General features: G+C 38.1%; 16 protein-coding genes and 1 riboswitch. Of the genes, 2 read left to right on the top strand and 14 right to left on the bottom strand.

Features of this window, described 5'->3' with window-relative positions:
- Nucleotides 1-2: 2 nt before the first annotated feature.
- The 12 genes from C1634_RS21640 to C1634_RS21585 form a co-directional block, all read right to left on the bottom strand.
- The gene (locus tag C1634_RS21640) at nucleotides 3-548 is read right to left on the bottom strand and encodes a nucleotidyltransferase family protein (protein WP_103232220.1); all 546 of its coding nucleotides are present in this window, start codon (nucleotides 546-548) and stop codon (nucleotides 3-5) included.
- Nucleotides 549-657: 109 nt separating this feature from the next.
- On the bottom strand, nucleotides 658-2049 hold the full coding sequence (locus C1634_RS21635) for an RtcB family protein (RefSeq protein WP_109739116.1): 1392 nt from the start codon (nucleotides 2047-2049) through the stop codon (nucleotides 658-660).
- A gap of 27 nt (nucleotides 2050-2076) precedes the next feature.
- The gene (locus tag C1634_RS21630) at nucleotides 2077-2814 is read right to left on the bottom strand and encodes a hypothetical protein (RefSeq protein ID WP_103232218.1); all 738 of its coding nucleotides are present in this window, start codon (nucleotides 2812-2814) and stop codon (nucleotides 2077-2079) included.
- A gap of 406 nt (nucleotides 2815-3220) precedes the next feature.
- Nucleotides 3221-4204, bottom strand: a complete 984-nt coding sequence (locus tag C1634_RS21625; protein ID WP_103232217.1) for a M28 family peptidase — start codon at nucleotides 4202-4204, stop codon at nucleotides 3221-3223.
- A gap of 44 nt (nucleotides 4205-4248) precedes the next feature.
- Nucleotides 4249-6369 (bottom strand): methylmalonyl-CoA mutase, encoded by a 2121-nt coding sequence (scpA, locus tag C1634_RS21620; RefSeq protein ID WP_103232216.1) that lies wholly within the window; start codon nucleotides 6367-6369, stop codon nucleotides 4249-4251.
- Nucleotides 6370-6508: 139 nt separating this feature from the next.
- Nucleotides 6509-8611 (bottom strand): prolyl oligopeptidase family serine peptidase, encoded by a 2103-nt coding sequence (locus C1634_RS21615; RefSeq protein ID WP_103232215.1) that lies wholly within the window; start codon nucleotides 8609-8611, stop codon nucleotides 6509-6511.
- 94 nt (nucleotides 8612-8705) lie between these two features.
- Nucleotides 8706-9383 carry a hypothetical protein gene (locus tag C1634_RS21610; RefSeq protein ID WP_103232214.1) on the bottom strand — a complete coding sequence of 226 codons (678 nt, stop codon included), beginning with the start codon at nucleotides 9381-9383 and terminating at the stop codon, nucleotides 8706-8708.
- Nucleotides 9384-9460: 77 nt separating this feature from the next.
- Nucleotides 9461-10546, bottom strand: coding sequence for a peptide chain release factor 1 (gene prfA, locus C1634_RS21605; protein ID WP_103232213.1), 1086 nt, complete (start codon nucleotides 10544-10546; stop codon nucleotides 9461-9463).
- A gap of 159 nt (nucleotides 10547-10705) precedes the next feature.
- Entirely contained in the window at nucleotides 10706-12004 is a 1299-nt protein-coding gene (locus C1634_RS21600; protein WP_109739115.1) for an APC family permease, read from the bottom strand.
- Between the two features lie 7 nt (nucleotides 12005-12011).
- Nucleotides 12012-14456, bottom strand: a complete 2445-nt coding sequence (locus tag C1634_RS21595) for a TonB-dependent receptor plug domain-containing protein (protein ID WP_109739152.1) — start codon at nucleotides 14454-14456, stop codon at nucleotides 12012-12014.
- 94 nt (nucleotides 14457-14550) lie between these two features.
- Nucleotides 14551-14657, bottom strand: a riboswitch (SAM riboswitch).
- Nucleotides 14658-14732: 75 nt separating this feature from the next.
- Nucleotides 14733-17570 (bottom strand): alpha-amylase family glycosyl hydrolase, encoded by a 2838-nt coding sequence (locus C1634_RS21590; protein WP_109739114.1) that lies wholly within the window; start codon nucleotides 17568-17570, stop codon nucleotides 14733-14735.
- 181 nt (nucleotides 17571-17751) lie between these two features.
- Nucleotides 17752-19830, bottom strand: a complete 2079-nt coding sequence (locus tag C1634_RS21585) for a T9SS type A sorting domain-containing protein (protein ID WP_103231434.1) — start codon at nucleotides 19828-19830, stop codon at nucleotides 17752-17754.
- Nucleotides 19831-19985: 155 nt separating this feature from the next.
- Between C1634_RS21585 and C1634_RS21580 the strand changes: the two genes are divergently transcribed.
- On the top strand, nucleotides 19986-20858 hold the full coding sequence (locus tag C1634_RS21580; protein ID WP_165835378.1) for a helix-turn-helix domain-containing protein: 873 nt from the start codon (nucleotides 19986-19988) through the stop codon (nucleotides 20856-20858).
- Between the two features lie 93 nt (nucleotides 20859-20951).
- On the opposite strand, the gene C1634_RS21575 is transcribed toward C1634_RS21580, so the two are convergent.
- Both C1634_RS21575 and C1634_RS21570 read right to left on the bottom strand, forming a co-directional pair.
- On the bottom strand, nucleotides 20952-21236 hold the full coding sequence (locus tag C1634_RS21575) for a hypothetical protein (RefSeq protein WP_171006268.1): 285 nt from the start codon (nucleotides 21234-21236) through the stop codon (nucleotides 20952-20954).
- Nucleotides 21237-21329: 93 nt separating this feature from the next.
- Nucleotides 21330-22937, bottom strand: a complete 1608-nt coding sequence (locus C1634_RS21570) for a fumarate hydratase (protein ID WP_109739113.1) — start codon at nucleotides 22935-22937, stop codon at nucleotides 21330-21332.
- Between the two features lie 227 nt (nucleotides 22938-23164).
- Between C1634_RS21570 and fumC the strand changes: the two genes are divergently transcribed.
- Entirely contained in the window at nucleotides 23165-24559 is a 1395-nt protein-coding gene (gene fumC, locus C1634_RS21565; protein ID WP_103231437.1) for a class II fumarate hydratase, read from the top strand.
- Nucleotides 24560-24619 lie beyond the last annotated feature (60 nt).

Genomic DNA, 24619 nt, shown 5'->3' with positions numbered 1-24619 from the left:
TTTTATGTTGGCATTTTGCTTAATAAAGGGTGTCCTACCGGATCTATTCCCTTTTGTAATAAATCTTTTGCAGCCATCACTGCCCAGCATTTGTCGCTGGAATGAATGTTTCTGTAAAATGATAGTAAAGCATCAGGCTTTACAACAGTAAAACCATTGGCTTCAATCGTTTCAAGACCATCCTTTTCAAAGAAATCTATCGTAATTCTATGGAATTTATCATGGTCCAATTCTACCGTTTTTTCATACCTGCGAAAGTTTTCCTCACTCGGCAGGTGATCATATCGGGTCCAGACTTTCTGAAACCCTTCCTGCTGAAGAATGATTACGACTTCTGCTACATTCTCTTTCTTTACAAAAACATCAATATCCTTGTGGTCATGAGCGTGTTTGTATTCTGTATGTCCTGTTTCTGACATAAAATGCCACGCCCAGCCTCCTGATATAATGATTTTATCTTTTAATGTATTTAAAATTTCGAGCCCCAACCGGATTCTGAATTCCGGCCAGACTTCACCGTATCTTTTTATGTTATGTGGTGCTCCCATTTTTTTGTTTTTTTTAATTGAATATTTTAAACCTTATAGATTTTAAAACATTTCCTTATTAAACCTTATAGGTTTTTGAAACCTATAAGGTTATAAAGTATTACACTAGCTATTTGTCCATTCTCACAATTCTTGGCTGGAATGTTCCCAGAATATCTACAAGCTCACTCTGTGCATTCATCACTTCATTGATGTTTTTGTAGGCCATAGGTGCTTCTTCTGCATTTCCGCCTATAAGCGTGACGTTTTTCAATTTCAGTTCTTTTTTGATATCATGCTGAGTGAAAAGGTTTCTGCATTCTCCTCTGGAGTGGGCTCTTCCTGCACCATGAGACGCTGAATTCAGAGACTCCGGGTTTCCTTTTCCACGAACAATAAACCCTTTTGCTGTCATGGATCCTGGAATCATTCCCAATTCATTTTCATTGGCAGGTGTTGCTCCTTTACGATGAACAATCACTTCTTTTCCGTTATGAATTTCTTTCCAGGCAAAGTTGTGATGGTTTTCAATTCTGGCTTTTACTCTTCCACCGACTGCTTTCACCAGTCTTCTGTGAATATCATCATGACAGGCTGAAGCATAATCTCCGGCAAGATTCATCGCTGTCCAGTATTCCAGTCCAAGATGGGTGCTAAGATCCAGCCAGGCGAAGTTTTGAGCTTCCTTTGGAAGTGGGCATTGCTCTGTTGCTGCTCTTGAGTAATACTGCGCAATCTCTGCTCCCAGTCCTCTGGAGCCGCTATGAGAAAGGATTCCCAGATATTTTCCTTTTGGCAGACCAATCTGTTTGTCTTCTTCGGTAATTTCTACTTCTCCGAATTCCACAAAGTGATTTCCTCCGCCTGAGGATCCCATCTGTTTGATTGCTTTTCCTTTTAATCTTCTTAAGATCGGGATCATATCGAATGTATCTCTGTCGAAAATCTCGTGATCTATGTGAGATTTATGCGTTTCATACATCCCGAATTTTGTATGTTCAGCAAGCGCTTTTTCGTATTTATCTCTTGCTCCTTCAAGATATGAAACCGGTGTATCCAAAATACTGAGGCTCATTCTACAGCCGATATCCATTCCTACTCCGTACGGGATCACTGCATTTTCCACTGCCAGAACTCCACCGATCGGAAGCCCGTACCCGCTGTGGGCATCAGGCATTAATGCTCCCTGAGTAGAAATAGGCAGCTTCAAACCAGTGTATAACTGATTTTTTGCCTCTTCTGAAATGTTATTTCCAAAAATCTGAAATGAAGCACGCTGTGAATTCAACATTCTTTTTTCTGTTTTTTTGGATGAAAGCAGGGTTTCTGCGATTTGTCCGAAGGTGAGATCTTTTTCAAAATTCTCCGGATTCAGCAGGATTTCCTTTAAAAGAGATTTTACATGGTGAATATTTTTAGTTGCAAAATTTCTTTTCATGACTTCCAATGCTACGTTTACACTTTGGTTATTTGGATAGCCCAGTTTTAATATATCTTTTCCTTTTAGTTTTAAATTTCCCATTGTTTTTGTTTTAAATAATAACAGGACCTATACGTCCATAAAGCTTTCTGCAATCTCTATTGCAGACATTCTGCAGTCTATATATTTCCTGCTTTTGATAAGATGTAAATCTTCTTTTTTCGTGCGCCATGAATTTGATTTACCATAAATTGTTTTGTGAACAATTCCGGCAATGGTATGGTCCCTTAAATAAGATTCCAGTTCCGCATATTCTTTTTCCAGTTCAAAGTCTACAGGCTTATAATGGGTAACCATATTGGCCTTTACACGTAAAATAAACCTCCATGGCTCAGTAAATTCATAGTACACTTCATTGCATTTCCGATAGGGACAATATTCTTCGTATTTCAGAAAATATTGTCGCTCTTGTACAGTGATTCCAAATTTTGGATCATTCCAAGACCAGGAAGAAATACGCTGCAGCTTTTGCTCTTTTTCTACATATATTCTTTTACCAAATTTTCTCTTCTTCTTAAGAAACTGACGGCTTTCGGAGTACATATAAGTATTGATTTTCTTCAGAATTCCTTCGAAAAATTCTCCGTCTTTGGATCTCATTACGTCGTCCCTGACAACAAAGAATCTTATAAATCCTCTTTGATAAGGATCATCTAAAGGAATCCATGGGATATTTCTTTTTATATCCCAGAGCTCTTCACTACGTTTATACTTTTTTCTTATTTGCTTTATTACATCTTTTTTACTTGTTCTTTTTCTGCTTCTGACGCTTCTAAGGCGGAAAAACAGAAGATTATCATTTTCCATTGTTAATAGAAGTCTGATGTGAGATAGTAGAAGTTCTTTATTTTATCTCACACAACTTTCAATCAACTAAAACATTAGTTGAATGGATTAATAATAGACAGTAACAGTTTTGAGGAGTATACCTCATCCTATTTTGTCGTTTATGACACTAAAAAAGATTTCGGGGAAACTTGAAGTTTGAAATATTGCGCAATAAAAAACCCGAAATCTCTGCGACTTCGGGTTTTGATATTGTATTGTACTATTATTCTAAGAATGTACCAAACCGCGAAGCCTTACCACCATAAGGGGCAATCCAACTGTAGAATTCTGTTTTGTTCTGAACATTGCTTCGTCGTTTTTTATTGGTTAAACTTGATTTTCAGCTGCAAATATATAAATTTTTCTGATAATCAAAATATTTTTTTCACTTAAGGTGAATAATACTGAGAAAAATGGCATCAATCACCTTTGTCATTCGTTTCGTATCTAGCGTTTCCAACGTATCGGTGGTTTCGTGATAATTTTTATTCCTGAAAAAAGAGGTATCGGTGATCATCAGGGCAGAATACCCAAATTTCCAATAGTTAAGATGATCCGAATAATCGGTTCCTGATATGAATTTTGGTGCTGTAAATGTTTCTGTTTTTATTTGATTGGCATCTTTAAAATTTCCACTGAAATTATTAACAAATTTCCCGGCTCCGAATTTTTTGACCAGAGTAATAAAGTCTCCTTTATCTCCATATACCCAGGAAAGAATACCTAGAGGAAAGCTCTGAGAACCTTTTTCATCCCGGAAATAACCAATCATTTCTACGCTTGCCATTCCATACACATCAATATTCTTGTCTTTTAAGTATTTTGCATGGATATAGCTTCCCATATTTTCGGTTCTGAAATAAGGGGGTTCTTCCAGTGTATAGGCAACAAGATCTACTCTATAGTTCAGCTTCTGCCCTTTAAGCATTCTTGCCAGCTCCAAAAGGGCCGTAACTCCGGTTGCATTGTCATCTGCACCCTGCTGGTCTCCACAGACGTCATAATGGGCACCTATAATAATTCGCTTCTTATTCTCTGTTCCAAACGAGGAAATCACGTTTTTATATATTTTTCCATCAACTTTATATTCCTGGAAAGAAGTGCTGTCACTGTAAGCAGTAAAAGTCTGATGAATATAGTCTGCCACTGCGTTCAGCTGGTCTATATTTTTATGATTCCGGAACTGCGGCGTTTGGGTAAGTGCTGTTAAATGCTTTTTTACCCAACCCGTATCTGCGTGAATTGGAGAGGTTTTTACTGATGTATTTTTCTTTCCGGAAGCCAGCAGAAAAACACCTGCAATAACAAATAAGCCGACAAGAAAAAGCAGTTTTTTCTTTGTCGGCTTTATTATATTTTTCAGACTCATAGGGTATGCTTTTAATCTCTATGCTGAAATTAAAGCTTTTCTGTTTATTTTTCTAAAAATCTTTCTAAAATTTCTACGGCACATTTCGGAAGGTTGGTTCCCGGACCGAAAATAAAGTCAGCACCGTTAGCATACAAGAATTCATAATCCTGCTGTGGAATTACTCCTCCTACAACAATAGTAATATCATCCGCTCCCAGTTTAGCCAATTCTTCCACTACCTGTGGAACCAATGTTTTGTGTCCTGCAGCCAATGAAGAGACTCCTAAAATGTGAATATCATTTTCTACAGCCTGCTTAGCTACTTCTTCGGGAGTCTGGAACAATGGAGCTACATCCACATCAAATCCCATATCGGCAAATGCTGTTGCTACTACTTTTGCTCCTCTGTCGTGACCATCCTGACCCATTTTAGCCACCATTAGTCTTGGACGGCGTCCTTCTTCTTCTTCAAATTTCTGAGTCAGATTAAGGGCTTTTTCAAAGTATTCGTTTTTACCGGCATTCATTGCGTATACACCAGAGATTGTTCTAATATTTGCTTTATATCTTCCAAAGGTTTCTTCCATGGCATCACTCATCTCGCCAAGAGTAACTCTTCTTCTCGCGGCTTCGATACATAGTGCCAGAAGGTTTCCTTTTCCTGTTTTTGCACTTTCACGGATTTCATTCAGGATCTGCTCAACGGCGTCAGCATTTCTTTCTGCTTTTATCGTTTTCAGTCTTTCGATCTGCTTTCTGCGGACTTCTGTATTATCAATATCTAAGATCTCTATTGCATCCTGTTTCAATGAAGACTTGAATGAGTTCACCCCAATAATGAATTCTTCTCCACTGTCGATCTTCGCCTGTTTTTTAGCGGCAGCTTCTTCAATTCTCATTTTAGGAATTCCGGCTTCAATAGCTTTCGTCATTCCTCCTTCCTGCTCAACCTCGTTGATATACCTCATCGCTTCTTCAATCATTTGCTGAGTAAGGCTTTCTACCAGGCTACTTCCTCCCATTGGATCTACCACATCACATATTCCGCTTTCCTGCTGAAGAATGATCTGTGTATTTCTGGCAATTTTTGCTGAATAATCTGTAGGAAGGGCAATGGCTTCATCCAGTGCATTGGTATGAAGAGACTGGGTACCTCCTAATGCTGAAGATAGAGCTTCAATAGCTGTTCTTGTAATATTATTGAAAGGTTCCTGCTCTGTCAAAGACCATCCGGAGGTCTGAGAATGGGTTCTTAGTGCCAGAGATTTTGGATTCTGAGGATTAAACTGTTTTAAAAGTGTTGCCCAAATATACCTTGCAGCACGCATTTTAGCAATTTCCATGAAATGATTCATCCCAATTGCCCAGAAGAAGGATAATCTGGGAGCAAAATCATCTACTTTCATTCCAGCTTTGATTCCTGTTCTTACATATTCCAGACCATCTGCTAATGTGTAAGCCATTTCCAGTACTGGCGTAGCACCTGCTTCCTGCATATGATATCCGGAAATAGAAATAGAGTTGAATTTTGGAATGTTCTGCGAAGTATATTCAAAAATATCTGCAATGATCTTCATCGAAGGTGCAGGGGGATAGATGTAGGTATTTCTTACCATGAATTCCTTCAGAATATCATTTTGGATTGTTCCTGAAAGCTGATCCTGTTTCACTCCCTGCTCTTCTGCTGCAACGATGTAGAAAGACAAAATAGGAAGTACCGCACCATTCATCGTCATCGATACGGAAATCTGATCCAATGGAATTTCATTGAAAAGAATTTTCATATCTTCTATAGAGTCAATGGCAACTCCTGCTTTTCCTACGTCCCCCACAACTCTTGTGTGATCTGAATCATATCCTCTGTGAGTTGCCAGGTCAAATGCTACAGAAAGTCCTTTCTGACCGGCAGCAAGATTTCTTCTGTAAAAAGCATTGGATTCTTCAGCAGTAGAGAATCCGGCATACTGACGGATGGTCCATGGTTTCTGAACATACATGGTGGAATACGGTCCTCTCAGATACGGTTCAATTCCTGGAGAAGTCTGCGTTAATGATTCATCTTTTACATCGTTTTTCTCATAGGATGATTTAAGTTCAAGCCCATCTTTTTCAAAATTGTAAATCTCTCTTTCCTGAGGTGATACACTAAAATCAGGTTTTTTCACAGAAATTGTCTTTCGCATTCCAATTATTTTTGTCTGCGTAAAGTTAATTTTTTTGAGCGAAACATGAAACTTCTGTTAACGTTCTGTTTTTCTAAGTTTTAGCAAAAGAAAAAGGCCGGGCAAATGCCCGGCCTTTCTTATTGGTGTATGGTCTAATTTATTTCTTTATTCCCATCTCATACAAAGCAAATGATATAAGATCTGCATTCTCACTAATCACCTGATCTGTTGCTCTTCCGGCACCGTGGCCTGCATTCTTTTCAATTCTCAAAAGAATAGGGTTTTTACATGTCTGTTTTTCCTGAAGTTCTGCTCCAAATTTGAATGAGTGTGCCGGAACTACTCTGTCATCATGATCACTGGTGATGATCATTGTTGATGGATAGCATGTTCCTGCTTTTACATTGTGTACAGGAGAATATGATTTCAGATATTCGAACATTTCTTTACTGTCTTCTGCAGTACCGTAGTCATAAGACCATCCTGCTCCGGCTGTAAACTTATTATATCTCAGCATATCCAGAACTCCTACTCCCGGGAAAGCTACTCTTGCCAGATCCGGGCGCATTGTCATGGTTGCTCCTACCAGCAATCCTCCATTGGATCTTCCTGAAAGTGCCATGTATTCTTTTGAAGTATAGCCTTTGCTCTGAAGATATTCTCCGGCAGCAATAAAGTCTTCAAAAACATTTTTCTTCTGCTGTTTTGTTCCTGCATCGTGCCATTTCTTCCCATATTCACCGCCACCACGAATGTTTGGAACGGCATAGATACCGCCATTTTCCATCCAGATCGCGTTTACTACAGAGAATGATGGCTGCAGGCTAATATTGAAACCTCCGTAAGAGTATAGAATAGTAGGATTTTTGCCATCCAGCTTAGTCCCTTTCTTATAATTGATCATCATAGGAATCTTTGTACCGTCTTTGGAAGTATAGAATACCTGCTCTGAAACGTACTCATCCGGATTAAACTTCACTTTAGGTTTTTGGTATACTTCAGATTTACCCGAGTCTGCATTGAATTTATAGGTAGTTCCCGGTGTAATATAGTTACTGAAAGAAAAGTAAACATCTTTCTCCTTCTCTTTTCCTCCGAATCCTGATATATTTCCTTTACCCGGAAGTGTAATTTCTCTAACCAGTTTTCCAGCTTTATCAAACTGTTTTACCTGATCTATAGCATCAATCATATAGGTGGCAAAGAAATATCCTCCACCGGAAGAAATTCCCAATACATTTTCAGTCTGTGGAATGACGTCCTTCCACGTTGCAGGAGCAGGATTACTGATGGTCGTTTTTACAAGACGCATATTTGGCGCATCTTTATCTGTAAAAATGAAAAGATTATCTCCCTCTGTGTCTACAATATTTGCATTGACATCAAATCCACTTACAATCTGTACAAAGTCTCCGCCTTTTTTAAGGTCTTTTATATATAATTCATTACCATTTGTAGCATTAGCAGCAGAAATGATAAGGTATCTCTGGTCTTCAGAAACTCCTGCTCCCAGATATCTTCTTGGTGTTTTATCTCCTCCGAAGATCAGCTTATCCTCAGACTGTTTTGTTCCCAGTTTATGAAAATACACCTTATGTTTATCTGTCATTCCGGAAAGCACTGTCCCTTCTTTCGGCTTATCATAGCTTGAATAATAGAATCCTTCATCTCCCTGCCATGAAATTCCACTGAATTTCACATCCAGCAAAGTCTCATCAATCTGCTTTTTGGTAACTGCATCGATGATGATAATCTTGTTCCAGTCGCTTCCTCCTTCAGAGATAGAATAAGCGGCAAGGTTTCCTTTTTTATTGAAAGACAGATTAGAAAGTGAAGTTGTTCCTTTTTCCGAGAATTTATTAGGGTCTAAAAATACTTCTGTGGCATTCGTCTTGTTGTTTGTTCTATATAAAACAGACTGTGCCTGCAAACCATCATTTTTGTAATAATAGGTATAATCTCCTTCTTTAAAAGGAGCAGAAATTTTCTCATAGTTCCAGATGTCCTTCAGCTGACTTTTGATTTTATCTCTGAACGGAATTTTTGAAAGATAGTTCTGACTGTAAGCAACTTCTTCATCTACCCATTTTTTTGTCGCTTCAGAATCATTTTCAAGGTCTCTGAAAGGGTCAGAAACTGCGCTTCCGAAATAGGTATCGGTCTGGCCTCCTTTTAATGCTTTAGGATAATTCATTTTCTGAGAATAAAAAGATGCTGAAAATAATACTCCAGCTGTTAACAATATAGGTTTAAAATTCATACTGATCGGTTTTTCTCAAAAATACGCAAAGTATATGAAATAAAAAAAGTCCCAATAAATTGAGACTTGTATGCTTTACTATCGTATTTTCCGTCTATTCACTGGCACCGAAACTTTCAAAATAGAAATCGGTAAGGTTGGTAACAATCTCATCCGGACTTCCATTCCAATAGTATATTTTATCACCTTCTTTAAGCTCGTATAGATTAAAGTTCTGATCTGTGGTTACAGTTTTATCAGCATTTTTAAAATCCTGAACTGCCTGAGTCAGGTATTTTTTCAGATCTTCTACTTTTATTTTTTTCAGATCCCCCTTTGGCCCGGAAGTCAGTTTTGATGGAACCTGGAAGCTTACAGAATAAGTTATTTCTGCAATTTTTTGCCCTTCAACGTATTCATTAGGAACTACTTTCACATCTTTAATGGTAAGTTTTCCTTTTTTAAAATTATCAAACATGGCTCTGAAATAGTCTTCAGCTTCTTTTTTACATGCTGAACCTGTAGCTTTAGGAAAAGCCGACAAAAAATTCTCTACACTGCCGTTCATCACTTCTTGTGAAGTTTCTTTGAAGTTCACCTGATAAGCATCCTGGCCTTCTACTGTAGGTTTTAAATAATCATTAAGCTTTTTCAAAGTTTCTTCATCATTGCTCACGAAAGTACCAAAGAACAGTTCAAAGGCTTCTTTAGGTTTCTTTACTTCAGTCTGCGCGAAAAGTTGCTGACCCATCATGGTAAGCATCAGCAGCAAAATAATTTTGTAGGTTTTCATAGTATATTTTATGTTTTGTTATTTGAAAAGACAAAGCCCCTGAAGAATCAGAGGCTTTATTTTTATGTTTTCTAATCTTAGTAATTTTCTTCTTCTCCCTTCATTTTCTCTGCATTTTCTGCCATGATTACTGCATCAATCATTTCAGAAATATCTCCGTTCATATAGGCATCAAGGTTATACATAGACTTGTTGATTCTGTGGTCAGTAACTCTACCTTGTGGGTAATTGTACGTTTTAATTTTTGCAGAACGGTCTCCTGTAGATACCATAGATTTACGTTGTGCTGCGATATCTCCCTGCACTTTCTGTAATTCTATATCGTATAATTTTGTTCTTAGCATTTCCATTGCCAATTCACGGTTAGCCAACTGAGAACGAGCCTGTTGACATACCACTACGAGCCCTGAAGGTTTGTGGGTAAGCTGAACTTTAGTTTCAACCTTGTTTACGTTCTGACCTCCAGCACCTCCTGAACGGGAAGTCTGCATTTCAATATCGGCAGGATTCAATTCAAAATCTACTTCTTCAGCTTCCGGAAGAACAGCAATTGTGATTGCGGATGTATGAACTCTCCCCTGAGATTCCGTTTCAGGGACACGCTGTACACGGTGAACTCCTGATTCAAATTTCATGATTCCGTAAACGCCTTCTCCTTCCACTTTCATGATCAGTTCCTTGTAGCCTTTCGCCGCTTCATTGGAATCTGTAACTTCATGTCTCCACCCTTTTGTTTTGAAATACATGCTGTACATTCTGTAGATATCTTCTACGAAAATAGCCGCCTCATCACCTCCTGTTCCGGCACGTAATTCTACGATGATGTTTTTATCATCTGCAGGATCTTTAGGAATAAGCAATACTTTCAGCTCTTCTTCCAATCCAGGAATTTTAGCCTGAGCTTCTAATTTCTCTTCTTTAGCAAGATCTACCAAATCTCTGTCTGATCCATCAGCAATGATTTCTTCAGATTCTTCAATGCTGTCAAGGGCACCTTTATACTGATCGTAAACTCTTACAATTTTTCCCAAATCACTATATTCTTTGTTCAAAGAAGAATATTTTTTTTGGTCTGAAATGATATCAGGCTGTATAATAAGGTCTGCAACCTCATTATATCTTTGTTTTATAGCTTCTAATTTTGGAATTAATGATTTAGACATTGTAGAAATTTTGTGGGTGCAAAGATAAGAATTATTAATTCAAAATTAAAATTCCAAATCAGCATAAATTTTTGAGCATTAGGGATAAAGGGTGTAAAATGGCAAAAACGCCCAATTACAAATTTGTTTATCCGGGTTTATACGAGATTAAAACCGCTTCTAAGATCCTTTGGAGAGCCTTCTGTCCACCAGATATAAAATAATTCCAACTGCGATAATTCCCAGTCCTATCAAGCTTTCTTTAGGATTATGAATAAATGTAAAGTAGAGAATATAAATACTGAACAGGAGAAAAACAGCAGGAAAAATATGGAAAGCATTAGACTTAAAAATTTTTCTGTCTTTTTTCTTCAGAAAGAATACGGTAGAAATAGCCAGACTTGCAAAAAGCTGTAAAATAAAAGCCGTGTACACAAAAATTTCTTTAAAACTTCCTGTCAGAATAATAATAGCCGCAATCACTGCATGCGCAAAAATAGCTCTTACCGGAATTCCTTTTTTGTTACCCTCTGATAATGGTTTCCAAATGTAGGTATGTTTTGCAAAAGCCTGCGTTAATCTCGATCCTACCCATAGGTATCCGCTTATGGTTGCAACCAGTTGTAACGCGATAAAAATATTAACAATTTTTCCGAAGGTGGGTCCCTGCATATTAACCGCTGCTTCTCCCATTACGTCTTCTTTTCCTGCCAATTGACTCACAGAAGCATGTTTCAGCATAATATAATTCACCAAAATATAGCTTACTGTCACGAAAACAGTTCCTATAATGAGTGATTTGGGAAGGTTCCTTTGAACATCTTTTATTTCCCCGGCGATATAAGAAGCCGAATTCCAACCGGTGTAGGAATAGGTGACAAAAACAAGAGAAGTGGCAAAAGCCGGAAGCATGATCTCGTTTTTCCAGTTGTCATTGAAGTTCAGACTATTTCCAATCTGTGGTGAATCTGAAAGCCCAACTCCCAGAATAACCAGTACAATAATGAAGGTTATTTTGATGAAAGTAAAAAAGTTATGAAATCTACTGGACGTTTTCAGGCTAAATGACAACGCAATCGCAACCAGGAAAATGGCTGCAATCGCAAAACCATTGCCAAAAGAATAATCAAATACGGAAAGGTATTTTGACATTGCCAATGCTGCAAGGGCCACAGGAGAAGAAAATCCAATAATCAGAGAAACCCAGCTTATCAGGTACCCGAACAGCGGATGATAGGTTTCTTTAAGATAGATAAAATCGCCTCCGTTTCCTTTAAAGTGTGAACCTAATTCGGCATAGCAAAAAGCTCCAAACAAAGCGAGAATCCCTCCGATACCCCACAACAGGAAAATACTGTAGGTATTGGTAATATCGGATAGCTGAAATCCCAGGGTGGTAAAAATCCCTGTTCCGATCATATTGGAAACGACGATGGCTGCAGCTGTTTTCCAGCCAATCTGATGTGAGGTAGTACTCATTTAATGATTAAAAATTAAAATTAAGCCTTCCGAAGAAATAATTCCCCAGCGTTCCCATCTGAACCGGCGCATATTTGAATACTCCATAATATGAATTTTCATAAATCTGGCGATCCGGGAAGACATCAAAAACATTATTAGCTCCAACGGTAAAGTTGATACTTTTTGTGATATCATACCCAACGCTGATGTCGGTCACTACTTTTGGTGAGAATTCCTGAACTCCGCCAAATGGATAACCATCTCTTATTACTTTGCCAAAATAGGTATTTCTTACGAGAAAATTGAACTTCCCGATTCCATAATTTAATCCTAATGATGCTTTTGTTTTGGGTGATAAAGTTTCAATGATATTAATCTGGTCGGGACCAAAGAATTCATTCTGAGGGGTTCCTAGGTTTTCCGGAAAATGGAAGTCTGTGATTTTTGTTTCTGTGTAGTTTCCGGCAAGATTCATATTTAATTTTCCGTTACCAAGTAACCAGTCGTAAGAAACAACCACATCTACTCCTTTGGTTTCTGTATCAACAGCATTGGCAAAGAATCTTCCGCTTTCTACCTCATTTCCTTTCCCTACTATAGCCGGATCTGATAATCTTGGATCTGTTATATTTCCGGTAATAACTATTCTATCTTTTACTTTAATAATATACCCATCTACAGTAATAAATAATCCTTTTACAGGTTTTAAAGTGAATCCTGCACTTCCATTGACAGAAGTTTCCTGTTTGAGTTTATCAAATCCAAGAATTCTCGCTGCATCGCTATCATTCCTGAAAATCCCTTTGGTGACAATTTTCAATCCGGAAGTCGAAATATCTGCATAAGAATTATTAAAATACTGCTGCTGAAGTGAAGGCGCTCTGAATCCTGTTCCTACTGCTGCTCTTACTGCATAGTTTTTCACAAATTCATATCGTACAGCAAGCTTTCCATTCAATGTATTTCCAAAATCTGAGTAATTTTCAAATCTTGCGGCGGCATCAATATTCAGTTTTTTATCTAAATCATAGGAAACATCTGCGTATACTGCGGTCGAATGTCTGTCTTTCGTCAATGCATTGTTGGGAGAAAACCCGATGAAAGACTGTGATCCTCCTGCACCAAGCACTGTAGAACCTTCAGCAGCCACATTTCCATTGATGTCATATTGGGTGTAAGAAGCTTCATCGCCAGCCTTGATCTGGTATTGTTCAAATCTGAATTCTCCTCCGAATGCGATATTGAACCGTTTTATATTTTTAGAAACATCAAGATTAACGGTATTTTGAAGGAAACTATGAGCTCCTGCATAAAAACGGGTTGGCGATTTTGCCCCAAGAGAAGCATTATTGGTATTGCTTACATTATAATTGAAAGTATTGCTTCCGAACGTATTACTCAGGTCGAATAGCCAGTCATTGACATTATATTTTGCACCTACAGCATAAGACACATCATAGACCTGAGATCCAAGACTTGCCTGAAAACCGTTTGGGTAAATGGATGAAACGACATTAGATGTTTCGCTCGGAAGTCTTCTGAAGCCAAAACCTTTTCCTTCTTTGATACTGAAACCTCCGAAAGAATACAGTTTAAAATGATCATTAAAAGGGTACTCTGCATTGAAAAACAGCTGTCCCTGTCTAATCTGGGCATCTCCGATCTGGAAATTAAAATCATCACGGGTCAATCCCCGCTCTTTAATTTTTGCATCATCTGCAGCTCTTGCCGCTTCGGGATCATTTGCAAATGCATACGCAAAATTATCTCCGAAAATATCTAAATCATGGTTTTGAGTTCTTGTCGTTTTCCCCCTATGGCTTAATTGTAGTGAAAGATTGATATAGCCATCTTTTTTTCCTAATGAAGTTCCGTAATTGGCTCCGGCCTGATAAGTGTCGCCATCATTTCTTCCGGTTACTCCGTAAGTAAGGCTTGCTGATGCCCCTGCATTTTTTTTAAGAATAATATTGATCACTCCGGCGATGGCATCAGAACCATATTGTGCAGCAGCTCCGTCTCTTAGGACTTCTATTCTATCAATTGCAATGATGGGAATTGTCCCAAGATCTGTTCCCACAGAACCATTTCCTACCGTATTCTGATAGTTGACTAACGATGTAGAATGCCTTCTTTTCCCGTTTAATAATACCAAAATCTGATCTGGTCCCATTCCTCTTAAGGACACGGGATCAATATGTTCTGTACCGTCAGAAGCAGACTGTCTCACTGCGTTGAATGATGGGATCACATAGTTCAGAAGATCCTGAGCAGTCATTTGTGGAGAGCTTCTCTGGATCTTGTCAATATTGATAACGTCTACAGGGACTGGTGTCTCAAGTTTTGTTCTTTTGACATTTCGGTTTCCGACAATGATAATGTCTTCGATTTGTTTTCCTTTCTCCTCATTCTCCTGAGCAGCTACCCCAATTACACTCAGCAAAAATACCGCTGTACTTAATTTTTTCATTTTTGTTCTTGCCAATTAATAATAACATTCCTGCGAACCTTTTCGCAGATAAACAAGACTTCAAGAAATGGAATTCATATAAGAATATTGACTTCACTTATCTCCCCTTTCGGGTTGGAATTAGCACCTTTGCACTTTTTTGAATTGTACAGGTTGCTAAGGTTTCTTTGGGCCAAATCCCTCCACCTTTCTTGATAAATCTACCGCAAAAGTAGACTATTTTTTTCAATATACAAAAAAGGCAAATCAGCTATTCTGCCAATCTGCCTTTTTGTTTTACTTAACAATCATCTTTTGAATTGCGATTCCTGTTTCTGATTTTAATTGAACCAGATAAGTTCCTGGCGGATAATTGATTTTGGTTTCAAAAGTCCCGTTTTCTTTATCAATTTTGAATGAGCCCAGCTTTTTACCGGTCACGTCAAAAAATAAAATTTCGCCGTTTTTTACTTTGTTAAAAATTAATTTTGCGATCCCATTTTGTATTGGATTATTAGCAATCTGAAGGGATAATTTATTAGCTGCATGAGTATCCGTTGTGGACAAAGCGCCTGCATAATTTCCGAAAATCCTGAACTCTCCAGGCTGTAAAGTTATCGGAGCTGTTGTTGAAGCTATATTGGAAACACTATCATCCATCAGATTCTGCCATTGACCAGTGTAAGGAAAGTAAGGAACAACATTTTGTGCAGAAGTAGTATAATTAGCCAATACCACCACATTCTTTATTCCGGTAGTAATGGTGGTATCATAGAGATAAATCCTGGTGATCAGACCATCAGGATCATTCGTAAGATTATTGGATTCTATACTGTACGTTTTAGATTTGAAAATCTGATGGGTGTTTCTGATATTGATTATTTTAGCCCATGTATCATACACTGCTTTTCTGTTTGTATTGGTATCATATCCCAGTGTAAATGCAACGGGTTTTTCATCCGTTCTGCATCCGCTGTTGATCGTACCATCCGCACATCTGTTGATACTGAATTCGTATCCTAATTCTCCAAACTGCCAGATCATTTTCGGGCCGGGAATGGTGAAAAATGTAGCTCCGAAGGTTTTCATTCTTTCAAGAGCCGTATTCAGATTTTTAACACTATAGCCTCCATTAACGGCACCATATTCAAGGTTTTTAAACATGAGCCTTTCCTCATCATGACTTTCTCCATATCCCACTGCACTCATATTGGTAAAGCCATGAAGACTGTGATTCATACGGTCATAATTGCTGTTTTCTTTATATCCCATGGTATTTTGATTGTAAGGATCGGTTTGCTTATTCCAAAGCATAACTCCTTTTCCTTCTGCTATTCTGTAATTGGCCCACTGCTGTTCTTCTGCATCTGTTCCCAGGTGTTCGAAGATCATATAAGAATTGGGATCAATAGCCCACTGTCTGTCTGCATAATGTTTCATAATGTCAACTCTGTCTTGCTGATAAGCATTGGTACAGGCTTCATCATTTTCGGAACAGTTTTGAGTGAATCCTTTCGTTAAATCCCAACGAAATCCATCGATGCGGTATTCTGTCAACCATTGCTGAAGGCATCTTTCAACGTAATATTGAGTTGAAGAACTTGTATGATTAAAATCGTTAAACACATTATAAGAGTGTTTTGGAACCTGATTGAAATAAGGGTTATCCGGAGCAACATTTCCGTAGCCATCTCCATCAGGATCTATATTCCATAGTCTTACCAAAGGCGAGCGTCCTGTTGCATGATTAAAGGCGACATCTAAAATCACTGCAATCCCGTTTTGGTGGCACAGATCCACAAATTCTTTGAATTTTTCAGGAGTTCCATACGCTTTATCCAATGCATAATGGAAGGAAGTATTGTAACCCCAGGAAAGATTTCCATCAAATTCCATGATGGGAAGCAGTTCTATAGCATTGATCTTTAAATTCTTCAAATAAGAAATCTTGTTGATCAGTGACTGCCAGTTTTTTTCCTGAGTAAAGTCTCTTAGTAATAATTCATATACGATCAGATCTTCTTTCGCAGGTCTTTGAAAATTGGTTACCTGCCAGTTATAAGCGGTTTGTCCTGTTTTAAATGTAGAAACTTCAAAGCCCTGTCCTGCAGGGAATACAGGTAGATTTGGATAGGTAGAAGCCGAAATCCATGGATCGTCGTAAGAAGATAATATTTGTGGTGAATAAGGGTCAGCTACTTTTCTCAAATCATTGGTTCTGTATTGAAAAGAATATAATTGCTGAGGGGTAAGTCCGCTAAGTTCAATCCAGTAAAGATCAGGATTTGTGGTATCTTTTTTCATTAAATAAGCATCATTCACAGCCCAGTTGTTAAAACTGCCAATAACATGTACAAAGTTTTTACCGGGAGCATACAATGCAAGCCCTACTTTGGTCTGATCCGTAGGATGATAATTAATTCCCTGTCTGATCCAACTGGGAACCGCCTGAGACACAACATTTCTCGGAACCTGCAGAATAAATGCAGCATTTTTGGAATTGGATCCCTGAGTTGCTGTAAGCTCCATAGCAGCATCTTCCGAAACCGTATAAGTAAAAGAATAAGATTGCGAAGGAGCTGAGACTGAATTCACAACAGCTCCATTGGCTTTTAACTGAAAGGTACTATTAACATTGGTAGTTGCTGTAATATTGATTGAATTTCCTGCCGGGACTGAGGTAAGACTGTTCGGCAGCGGGTTTGTAAGGGTTAAGCTTAAAATACCCACGTTTACAAATATATCCGGTGAGGTCTGATGTGACCCTGTTTTATCTTTTAATAAAAAACCAAATCTTCCGATTCCTGTTCTTCCGAAAAAAGAAGTCGGAGTAAAAGCCAGGGAATAGGTATCTGTGGCTACATTATAATTCAGCTTGTTCAGATCATTTGAATTGCTCCAGCTTCCATTGGTAGGACAGTCCTGACTGTTCTGATAATTGCTATCAAAAGACCATGACCAGATATAAACAGCATTGTTGGAAATACCCCAGGCAGATTCATCAATCTGGTCCCCGGGAATTGTAAGCGTAACAGCATCGGTTTCGTTGAATGGATTGGGCGTCATTGTATAGTTGATCTGCCCGAAAACAACCATGGTAATCAACAGAAAAACAACGGAATAAAATTTTTTCATTATCATATTTTTTATCGAATATAATATTATTTTTTATTCATCATCACTATTTTGATCTGATATTTCATTTTAATGGGAAAAACAAATAAGAAAAAGGCTCATGAAAATTTCATGAGCCTCCCAATAAAAGTAATTGTAATGAACTATTTTTTATCTAACGAAATTCTTTGATGAAATCCGGTTAGTCTTTTATAATCTTTTTTGAAATGGATTGACCATTCTTCAATTTTAATTCTACGATGTATAATCCTGAAGGCAGCTCGGTCATGTTGATCTGGTTATCCGAGAACTGTACATTCATTTTTTGCCCTACAGCATTGATAACATTCACTTTTTCAATACCGGAATCTGACTTAATAATAAGTATTCCTTTTGTAGGGTTAGGATACATTCCTATTACTGATTTATTCAGCTTAACATCCGAAGTCCCCAGAGAAGATGATGGCTTAATACATCTTACTGATGCCCCCTGTCCTCTCATAGCACCTGCCGAAGCATTAGCAATAGTGGCTCCCACATAAAGATATTTCCCTCCTGAAGTCGAAGTGTCAGAACTCCAGAAGTATCCTCTTTGGCCTACATAAGTAAAATCTCCATTGCTTGAACTTCTGAATCCTCCTGCCGGAAGTTTAAGATGGCTTCCATAGGCTGTTGCAGGGTTTGCAATACTTTCTGCTCCTACCAGAGTAGCCCATTCTGTCTGAGAAGGTATTTTCCAGTCTGTTCCTATTGCTTTACAAGGATCTACTCCGGCAGATGCACTAACATCTGCAATGGAAGCTCCTGTCCATGTATCTCCACTTGCAAAAGCTGCCCACCATGCTGTAGGTCCGGCAATATATCCACCTCCTGTTATACTTGTTCCTTCAGGAGTATTCGGTGATGGAGCCTGTACCACCTGAGAATTTCTAAGCTGGTGTCCGTCATCCCATCTTCCCCATTGGAAAAGATCACCATATGAATTTGCATCAGCCATTGATGAAGCAACCTGCGCACTTCCCAGATTCTGCTGAAGCCATATTTTTCCGTCTGCACCTCTTACCGTAGTATAAGCAACCTGCTGACCGCGATACATAAAACTCACACAGCCTACATCTCCTACATTTGATCCAGGATCTGTATTGCTGCATGTTTGTGGATTTAACGTTAAAGAGATTCTTTTAACTTTTGTAGTATTGTCAGAATAAGCCAGAACAAGGTAATTGTGTGCTTTATCTATGGCAAGATCATTGTATTTTGCTTCACCATCAGAAACGAAGTCACCTCCAAAAGGAACCCAGTTTTGTGAATCATCTAATTTATAGACCGTATTTCTCAGGAAATTATCATTTTCAAAACGGCTGGCCACCACATAAGGTTTCCCGGATTCTGTTACGGCTAAAGCAATATGCTGTACACTTCCTGCTGAAAAATTGGCATTTCCAACCTGCACCCAAGAATTTCCGTCAAACTTTTTAACATTCACCTTTCTTCCTCCTCCTGAGTTTGAAACATAGGCAACATAGATTTTATTAGAACCATCCAATGCGATATCAGCATTATATTGTTCTCCTGATGAAGAAGCATCTACAGCAGCCCCACCTACTAAGCTCCAGTCTTGTGATGAAATTGCATCGGTATTGTTTTGATATACTTTTAAACCTCCGGAAACATTGCATGTATATACTTTATTATTGGTTCCAATGACCATTTCAGCAAATTCAGCACCTCCAGAAAAGCCTGCGTTTCCTACCTGCTCCCATGTACCGCCAAAATATCTTTTTACAGTTCCTGAGCCATATGATCCATAAGTGAATATAATATTATCAGAAGATACTGCAGAAGCCTGATAGTTAACAGAGCTATCTGTAGCGTTAGGAAGCTGAGACCATAAAGATCCTGTAAACAAACGTACTTCCATTCCGGACCCTGGATAACCAATCTGGTTGGTATAATAGATACTATTTCCATTAGGACTTATAGACAATGAATTGTAAGTTGCCGTTCCAGTAGTAATTCCAGGACTTCCTCCTAAATAGGACCATGCACTTCCATTGAATTTCTGTACAGAACCTTTAGTTACTGAAACATCATAATAGGAAAGATAATAATTTCCTGAGTTATCAATAACCAAGTTATTAAAACTGCTTCCCCCAGCTGATACATCCTGAACTCCTCCTACATTTTCCCATTGCTGAGCATACAAACCGCTTCCAGCAGCGGCTAGCAATGCTAATCCTGTGCTGATTTTCTTTATTGCAAAATGTAAATCTTTAAACATATGAAATATTATTTTTAATTATTCTAAATTTAATTTAATTTTGCGCAAAAGTACCTCACATAATTAACCCCGAGTTATCATTTCCGAACTTTTGGTTATCCCACGCGGTACTTTTACCTTAAGTTAGTTGTACCATGGCTGTAAAAATGTGTTGTATGAGGAATCATTCTAAAAGTGGACTTTTGTTCAGATCCGAAGACATCAAAATCATCATGCAGGAAGACCTGTGTCCTGACCAAACCTTCAAGTCTCATATGCTGGAAGGGAAGTCAAGCTTTAATCTTATTTTCTTGCTAAGTGATGGTATCAATCTGGAAGCTCACGACTGTGGAACGAAATTCTTATTCAGGAAAAATCAATATATCCTTCATTATTCGCCTAACGAAAGTGTTGCTGAACTATGGACAGAAAATCAGGAGGTTTTGAAATATCTCCAGATTCAAATCAATTATCAATACATTTTTAACCTCATCAATCCGGATCTTAATCTCGAGAACGCAGAAGTTCTGGAAAATATGACTCATAATAATTTTATTTTCCTTCATAAAGAAACACCTCCTGACATAACGGTTGAAATGCACATGATCATAAAAGAGATTCTGGGCTATACCAAGAAAGGAATCATGCAGAAATTATTTATAGAGGCTAAGATCATTAAGCTTCTTATTCTTATTTTCGAACAGTTCAATGAAAAGAATATACTGGAATCCAATCCAAAGACCCCTGAAATAATCAGAAAATTCATTGATGAAAATTACCACAGAAATATAAAAGCGGAAGAAATAGGGAAATATATTGGGATGAATCAGAATATCATCCGAAAAGAATTCAAGGCTCAGTACCATACAACGATTGCTCATTATATATCGGAACTCAGAATGCTGAAAGCCAAAAAGTTGATTCCCGATAAAAATATTATGATCAAAGAGATCGCCATTGAATGCGGTTATGAATACCTGCAGAACTTTACACGGGCTTTTAAAAAGAAATTTGGGGTATCACCGGAAAGCCTGAGAAATAATAAATAGAAAAACCGCTTAATTGCTTAAGCGGTTTTGTATATGTTGTTTTGCTTTGATATTACTTTTTCAGAATTCAGGTGAAAAAGCAATGACAATCAATTAATGATGATGTCCGTGATCGTGAAGGAAAGGTCCGTTTCCTTTAGGTTCGTTATAGATAACTTCTACACCTTCCTGCTCAGTAATAAGCTTTCTTCTGATATCTTCAGGATCGAAAGGCTTTACTTTTCCAAAATACTCTTTCAAACCTTCAGTTAGCCACATTGGGATTACTAATCCGAAGAACATAAAAATACACCAGAATCCTACTAAGAACATAGTAATGAAGAATATAGTCCAAAGGAACTGGTAGAACGGCCAAAATGCTGATAATATCGTTATCATTCTCTTAAAGATTTTAGGCAAAAATAGAACTTTTTTCCCTTTTACACAAAAGATACATGTTCTATTTTCTTATTTATTTTAATTTTAAACTAATTAGTGCGCAAGATTCGCGAAGAAATCGTTGCCTTTATCATCGGTAATGATGAATGCAGGGAAGTCTTTTACTTCGATTTTTCTTACCGCTTCCATTCCTAATTCCGGGAAGTCTACTACGTCTACAGACACAATATTGTCTTTTGCAAGAATCGCCGCAGGACCACCGATAGATCCAAGGTAGAAACCACCGTATTTACCACAAGCATTGGTAACATCTTTACTTCTGTTCCCTTTTGCAAGCATGATCATACTTCCTCCGTGGCTTTGGAATTCGTCTACATACACGTCCATTCTTCCGGCAGTAGTAGGTCCGAAACTTCCTGAAGCCATTCCTTCCGGAGTTTTTGCTGGTCCTGCATAATAGATCGGGTGATTTTTGAAATATTCAGGCATTGGTTTCCCGCTATCGATAATTTCTTTGATTTTTGCATGAGCAATATCTCTTGCTACGATCAATGTTCCGTTCAGTTTCAATCTTGTTTTGATCGGATATTTTGAAAGCTCAGCAAGGATTTCCGGCATCGGCTTATTCAGGTTAATCTCAACTGCTTCTTCTAAGTGTGGAGGAGTATCTGGCAAGAATCTTTTTGGATCCTGCTCAAGCTGCTCAAGGAAAATCCCTTCTTTTGTAATTTTTCCTTTAATATTTCTGTCTGCAGAGCAAGAAACTCCCATTCCTACCGGACAAGATGCAGCATGTCTCGGAAGTCTGATTACTCTTACGTCGTGAGTAAGATATTTTCCTCCAAACTGAGCTCCGATTGCACTTTCCTGGCAGATTTTCTGAACTTTAGCTTCCCATTCGAGATCTCTGAACGCTTGTCCAGCTTCATTTCCTTCTGTTGGAAGGTGGTCATAATATTTAGCGGATGCTTTTTTTACTGCAGCAAGATTGGCTTCTGCTGAAGTTCCTCCGATTACCAATGCCAAGTGGTATGGTGGGCAGGCCGCTGTTCCAAGATCTGAGATTCTTTCTTTAACAAATTCTTCAAGAGACTTTTCGTTCAGTAAAGATTTTGTCTTTTGGTATAAGAATGTTTTATTGGCTGAACCGCCTCCTTTAGTTAAGAATAGAAATTCATAGTAATCTCCTTTTTTAGCATAGATATCAATCTGTGCAGGAAGGTTAGATCCTGAATTCTTCTCATCAAACATCGTTAAAGGAACTACCTGAGAATATCTTAAATTTCTTTTTTGATAGGTGTTGAAGATTCCTTTGCTTAGGTATTCCCCATCCTCTACTCCTGTATATACATTTTCTCCTTTTTTCCCCATTACAATGGCTGTCCCTGTATCCTGGCATGAAGGAAGAGCTCCTTCAACAGCTACTGCAGCATTTTGTAAAAGGTTGTAAGCAACGAATCTGTCGTTATCTGTAGCTTCAGGATCATCAATGATTCTTTTAAGGCTTTCCAGGTGTGAAGAACGAAGCATGAAAGAAACATCTGCCATCGCTTCTTCAGCTAATAACTCCAATCCTTTCGGATCAATTGTTAAAATTTCTCTGTCACCTAGTTTTTCAACCTTTACATAGTCTGATGTAAGCTTCTTATACACCGTATCATCTTTCTGAATTGGATACGGATCCTGATATCTAAAGTCCATTCAATTTTTGTTTGTGCAAAAATACGCCTCATTAAAAAAAATATGAGTAAAATCAGTCATTTAAATTGATATTTATAATGATTATAAATTGTGGGTTTCTGAGTTTATAAGTACCTTTATAGGAGCTAAATAAATGAAAGCCTAACATTATTTTTTGCATTAAAATTCAATAATGTGAAGGGGTTTTAGGATTTTATCATCAACAGATCATACAAATTTCAACCATAATGAATTACAGAATAGAAAAAGACACCATGGGAGAAGTGCAGGTTCCTGCAGACAAACTTTGGGGTGCACAGACGGAACGTTCAAGAAATAATTTCAAAATCGGACCTGAAGGTTCAATGCCGCATGAGATCATTGAAGCTTTTGCCTATCTGAAAAAGGCTGCCGCTTTTACCAATACTGAGCTGGGAGTACTTCCTGCCGAAAAAAGAGATATGATCGCCAACGTGTGTGACGAAATTCTGGAAGGAAAACTAAACGACCAGTTTCCTTTGGTGATCTGGCAGACAGGTTCCGGGACACAATCGAACATGAATGTCAATGAAGTCATTTCAAACAGAGCTCATGTCAATAATGGCGGAACATTGGGTGACAAATCTGAGGTTCACCCGAATGACGACGTCAACAAATCCCAATCTTCCAATGATACCTATCCTACTGCTATGCACATTGCTGCTTATAAAAAAGTAGTGGAGGTAACCATTCCGGCAGTAGAGAAGTTAAAAAATACACTGGCTGAGAAATCAAAAGCATTCAAAGATGTTGTAAAGATCGGAAGAACCCATTTGATGGATGCTACTCCACTTACACTTGGACAGGAATTTTCAGGATATGTCGCTCAACTAGAATATGGATTAAGAGCTTTAAGAAACACTCTGCCTCACCTTTCTGAACTTGCATTAGGCGGAACAGCCGTAGGAACAGGATTGAATACACCTAACGGTTATGATGTAAAGGTTGCCGAATATATTGCTCAATTTACAAAACATCCTTTCATTACCGCTGAAAATAAATTTGAAGCGCTGGCAGCTCATGATGCTATTGTGGAAAGCCACGGTGCACTGAAGCAGCTTGCCGTTTCTTTATATAAAATTGCTCAGGATGTGAGACTCTTAGCATCAGGGCCACGTTCCGGGATCGGGGAAATTCACATTCCTGAAAATGAGCCGGGGTCTTCAATTATGCCAGGAAAAGTAAATCCTACTCAAAATGAAGCTTTAACAATGGTTTGTGCTCAGGTTTTAGGAAATGACACGACCATTTCGTTTGCAGGAACTCAGGGGAATTATGAACTGAATGTTTTCAAACCGGTAATGGCTTATAATTTCTTACAGTCTGCCCAATTGATCGCTGATGCATGTATTTCTTTCAATGATCACTGTGCTGTAGGTATTGAACCGAATCATGAGAGAATTAAAGAGCTTGTAGATAAATCGTTAATGCTTGTTACGGCTTTAAATACTCACATTGGATATGAAAATGCCGCTAAAATTGCCAAAACTGCCCATAAAAACGGAACGACTCTAAAAGAAGAAGCTATCAATCTTGGTTTGTTGACTGCTGAGCAGTTTGACGAATGGGTAAAACCAGAAGATATGGTAGGAAGTTTAAAATAATGATTCTATAACTGATACAATGTAAAAACTCCGGGATTCATTCCCGGAGTTTTTAATTTA

Origin of the sequence: Chryseobacterium viscerum (assembly GCF_002899945.2) — a bacterium.
Classification (GTDB): domain Bacteria; phylum Bacteroidota; class Bacteroidia; order Flavobacteriales; family Weeksellaceae; genus Chryseobacterium; species Chryseobacterium viscerum.
This window is presented reverse-complemented; position numbering and strand designations above follow the sequence as displayed.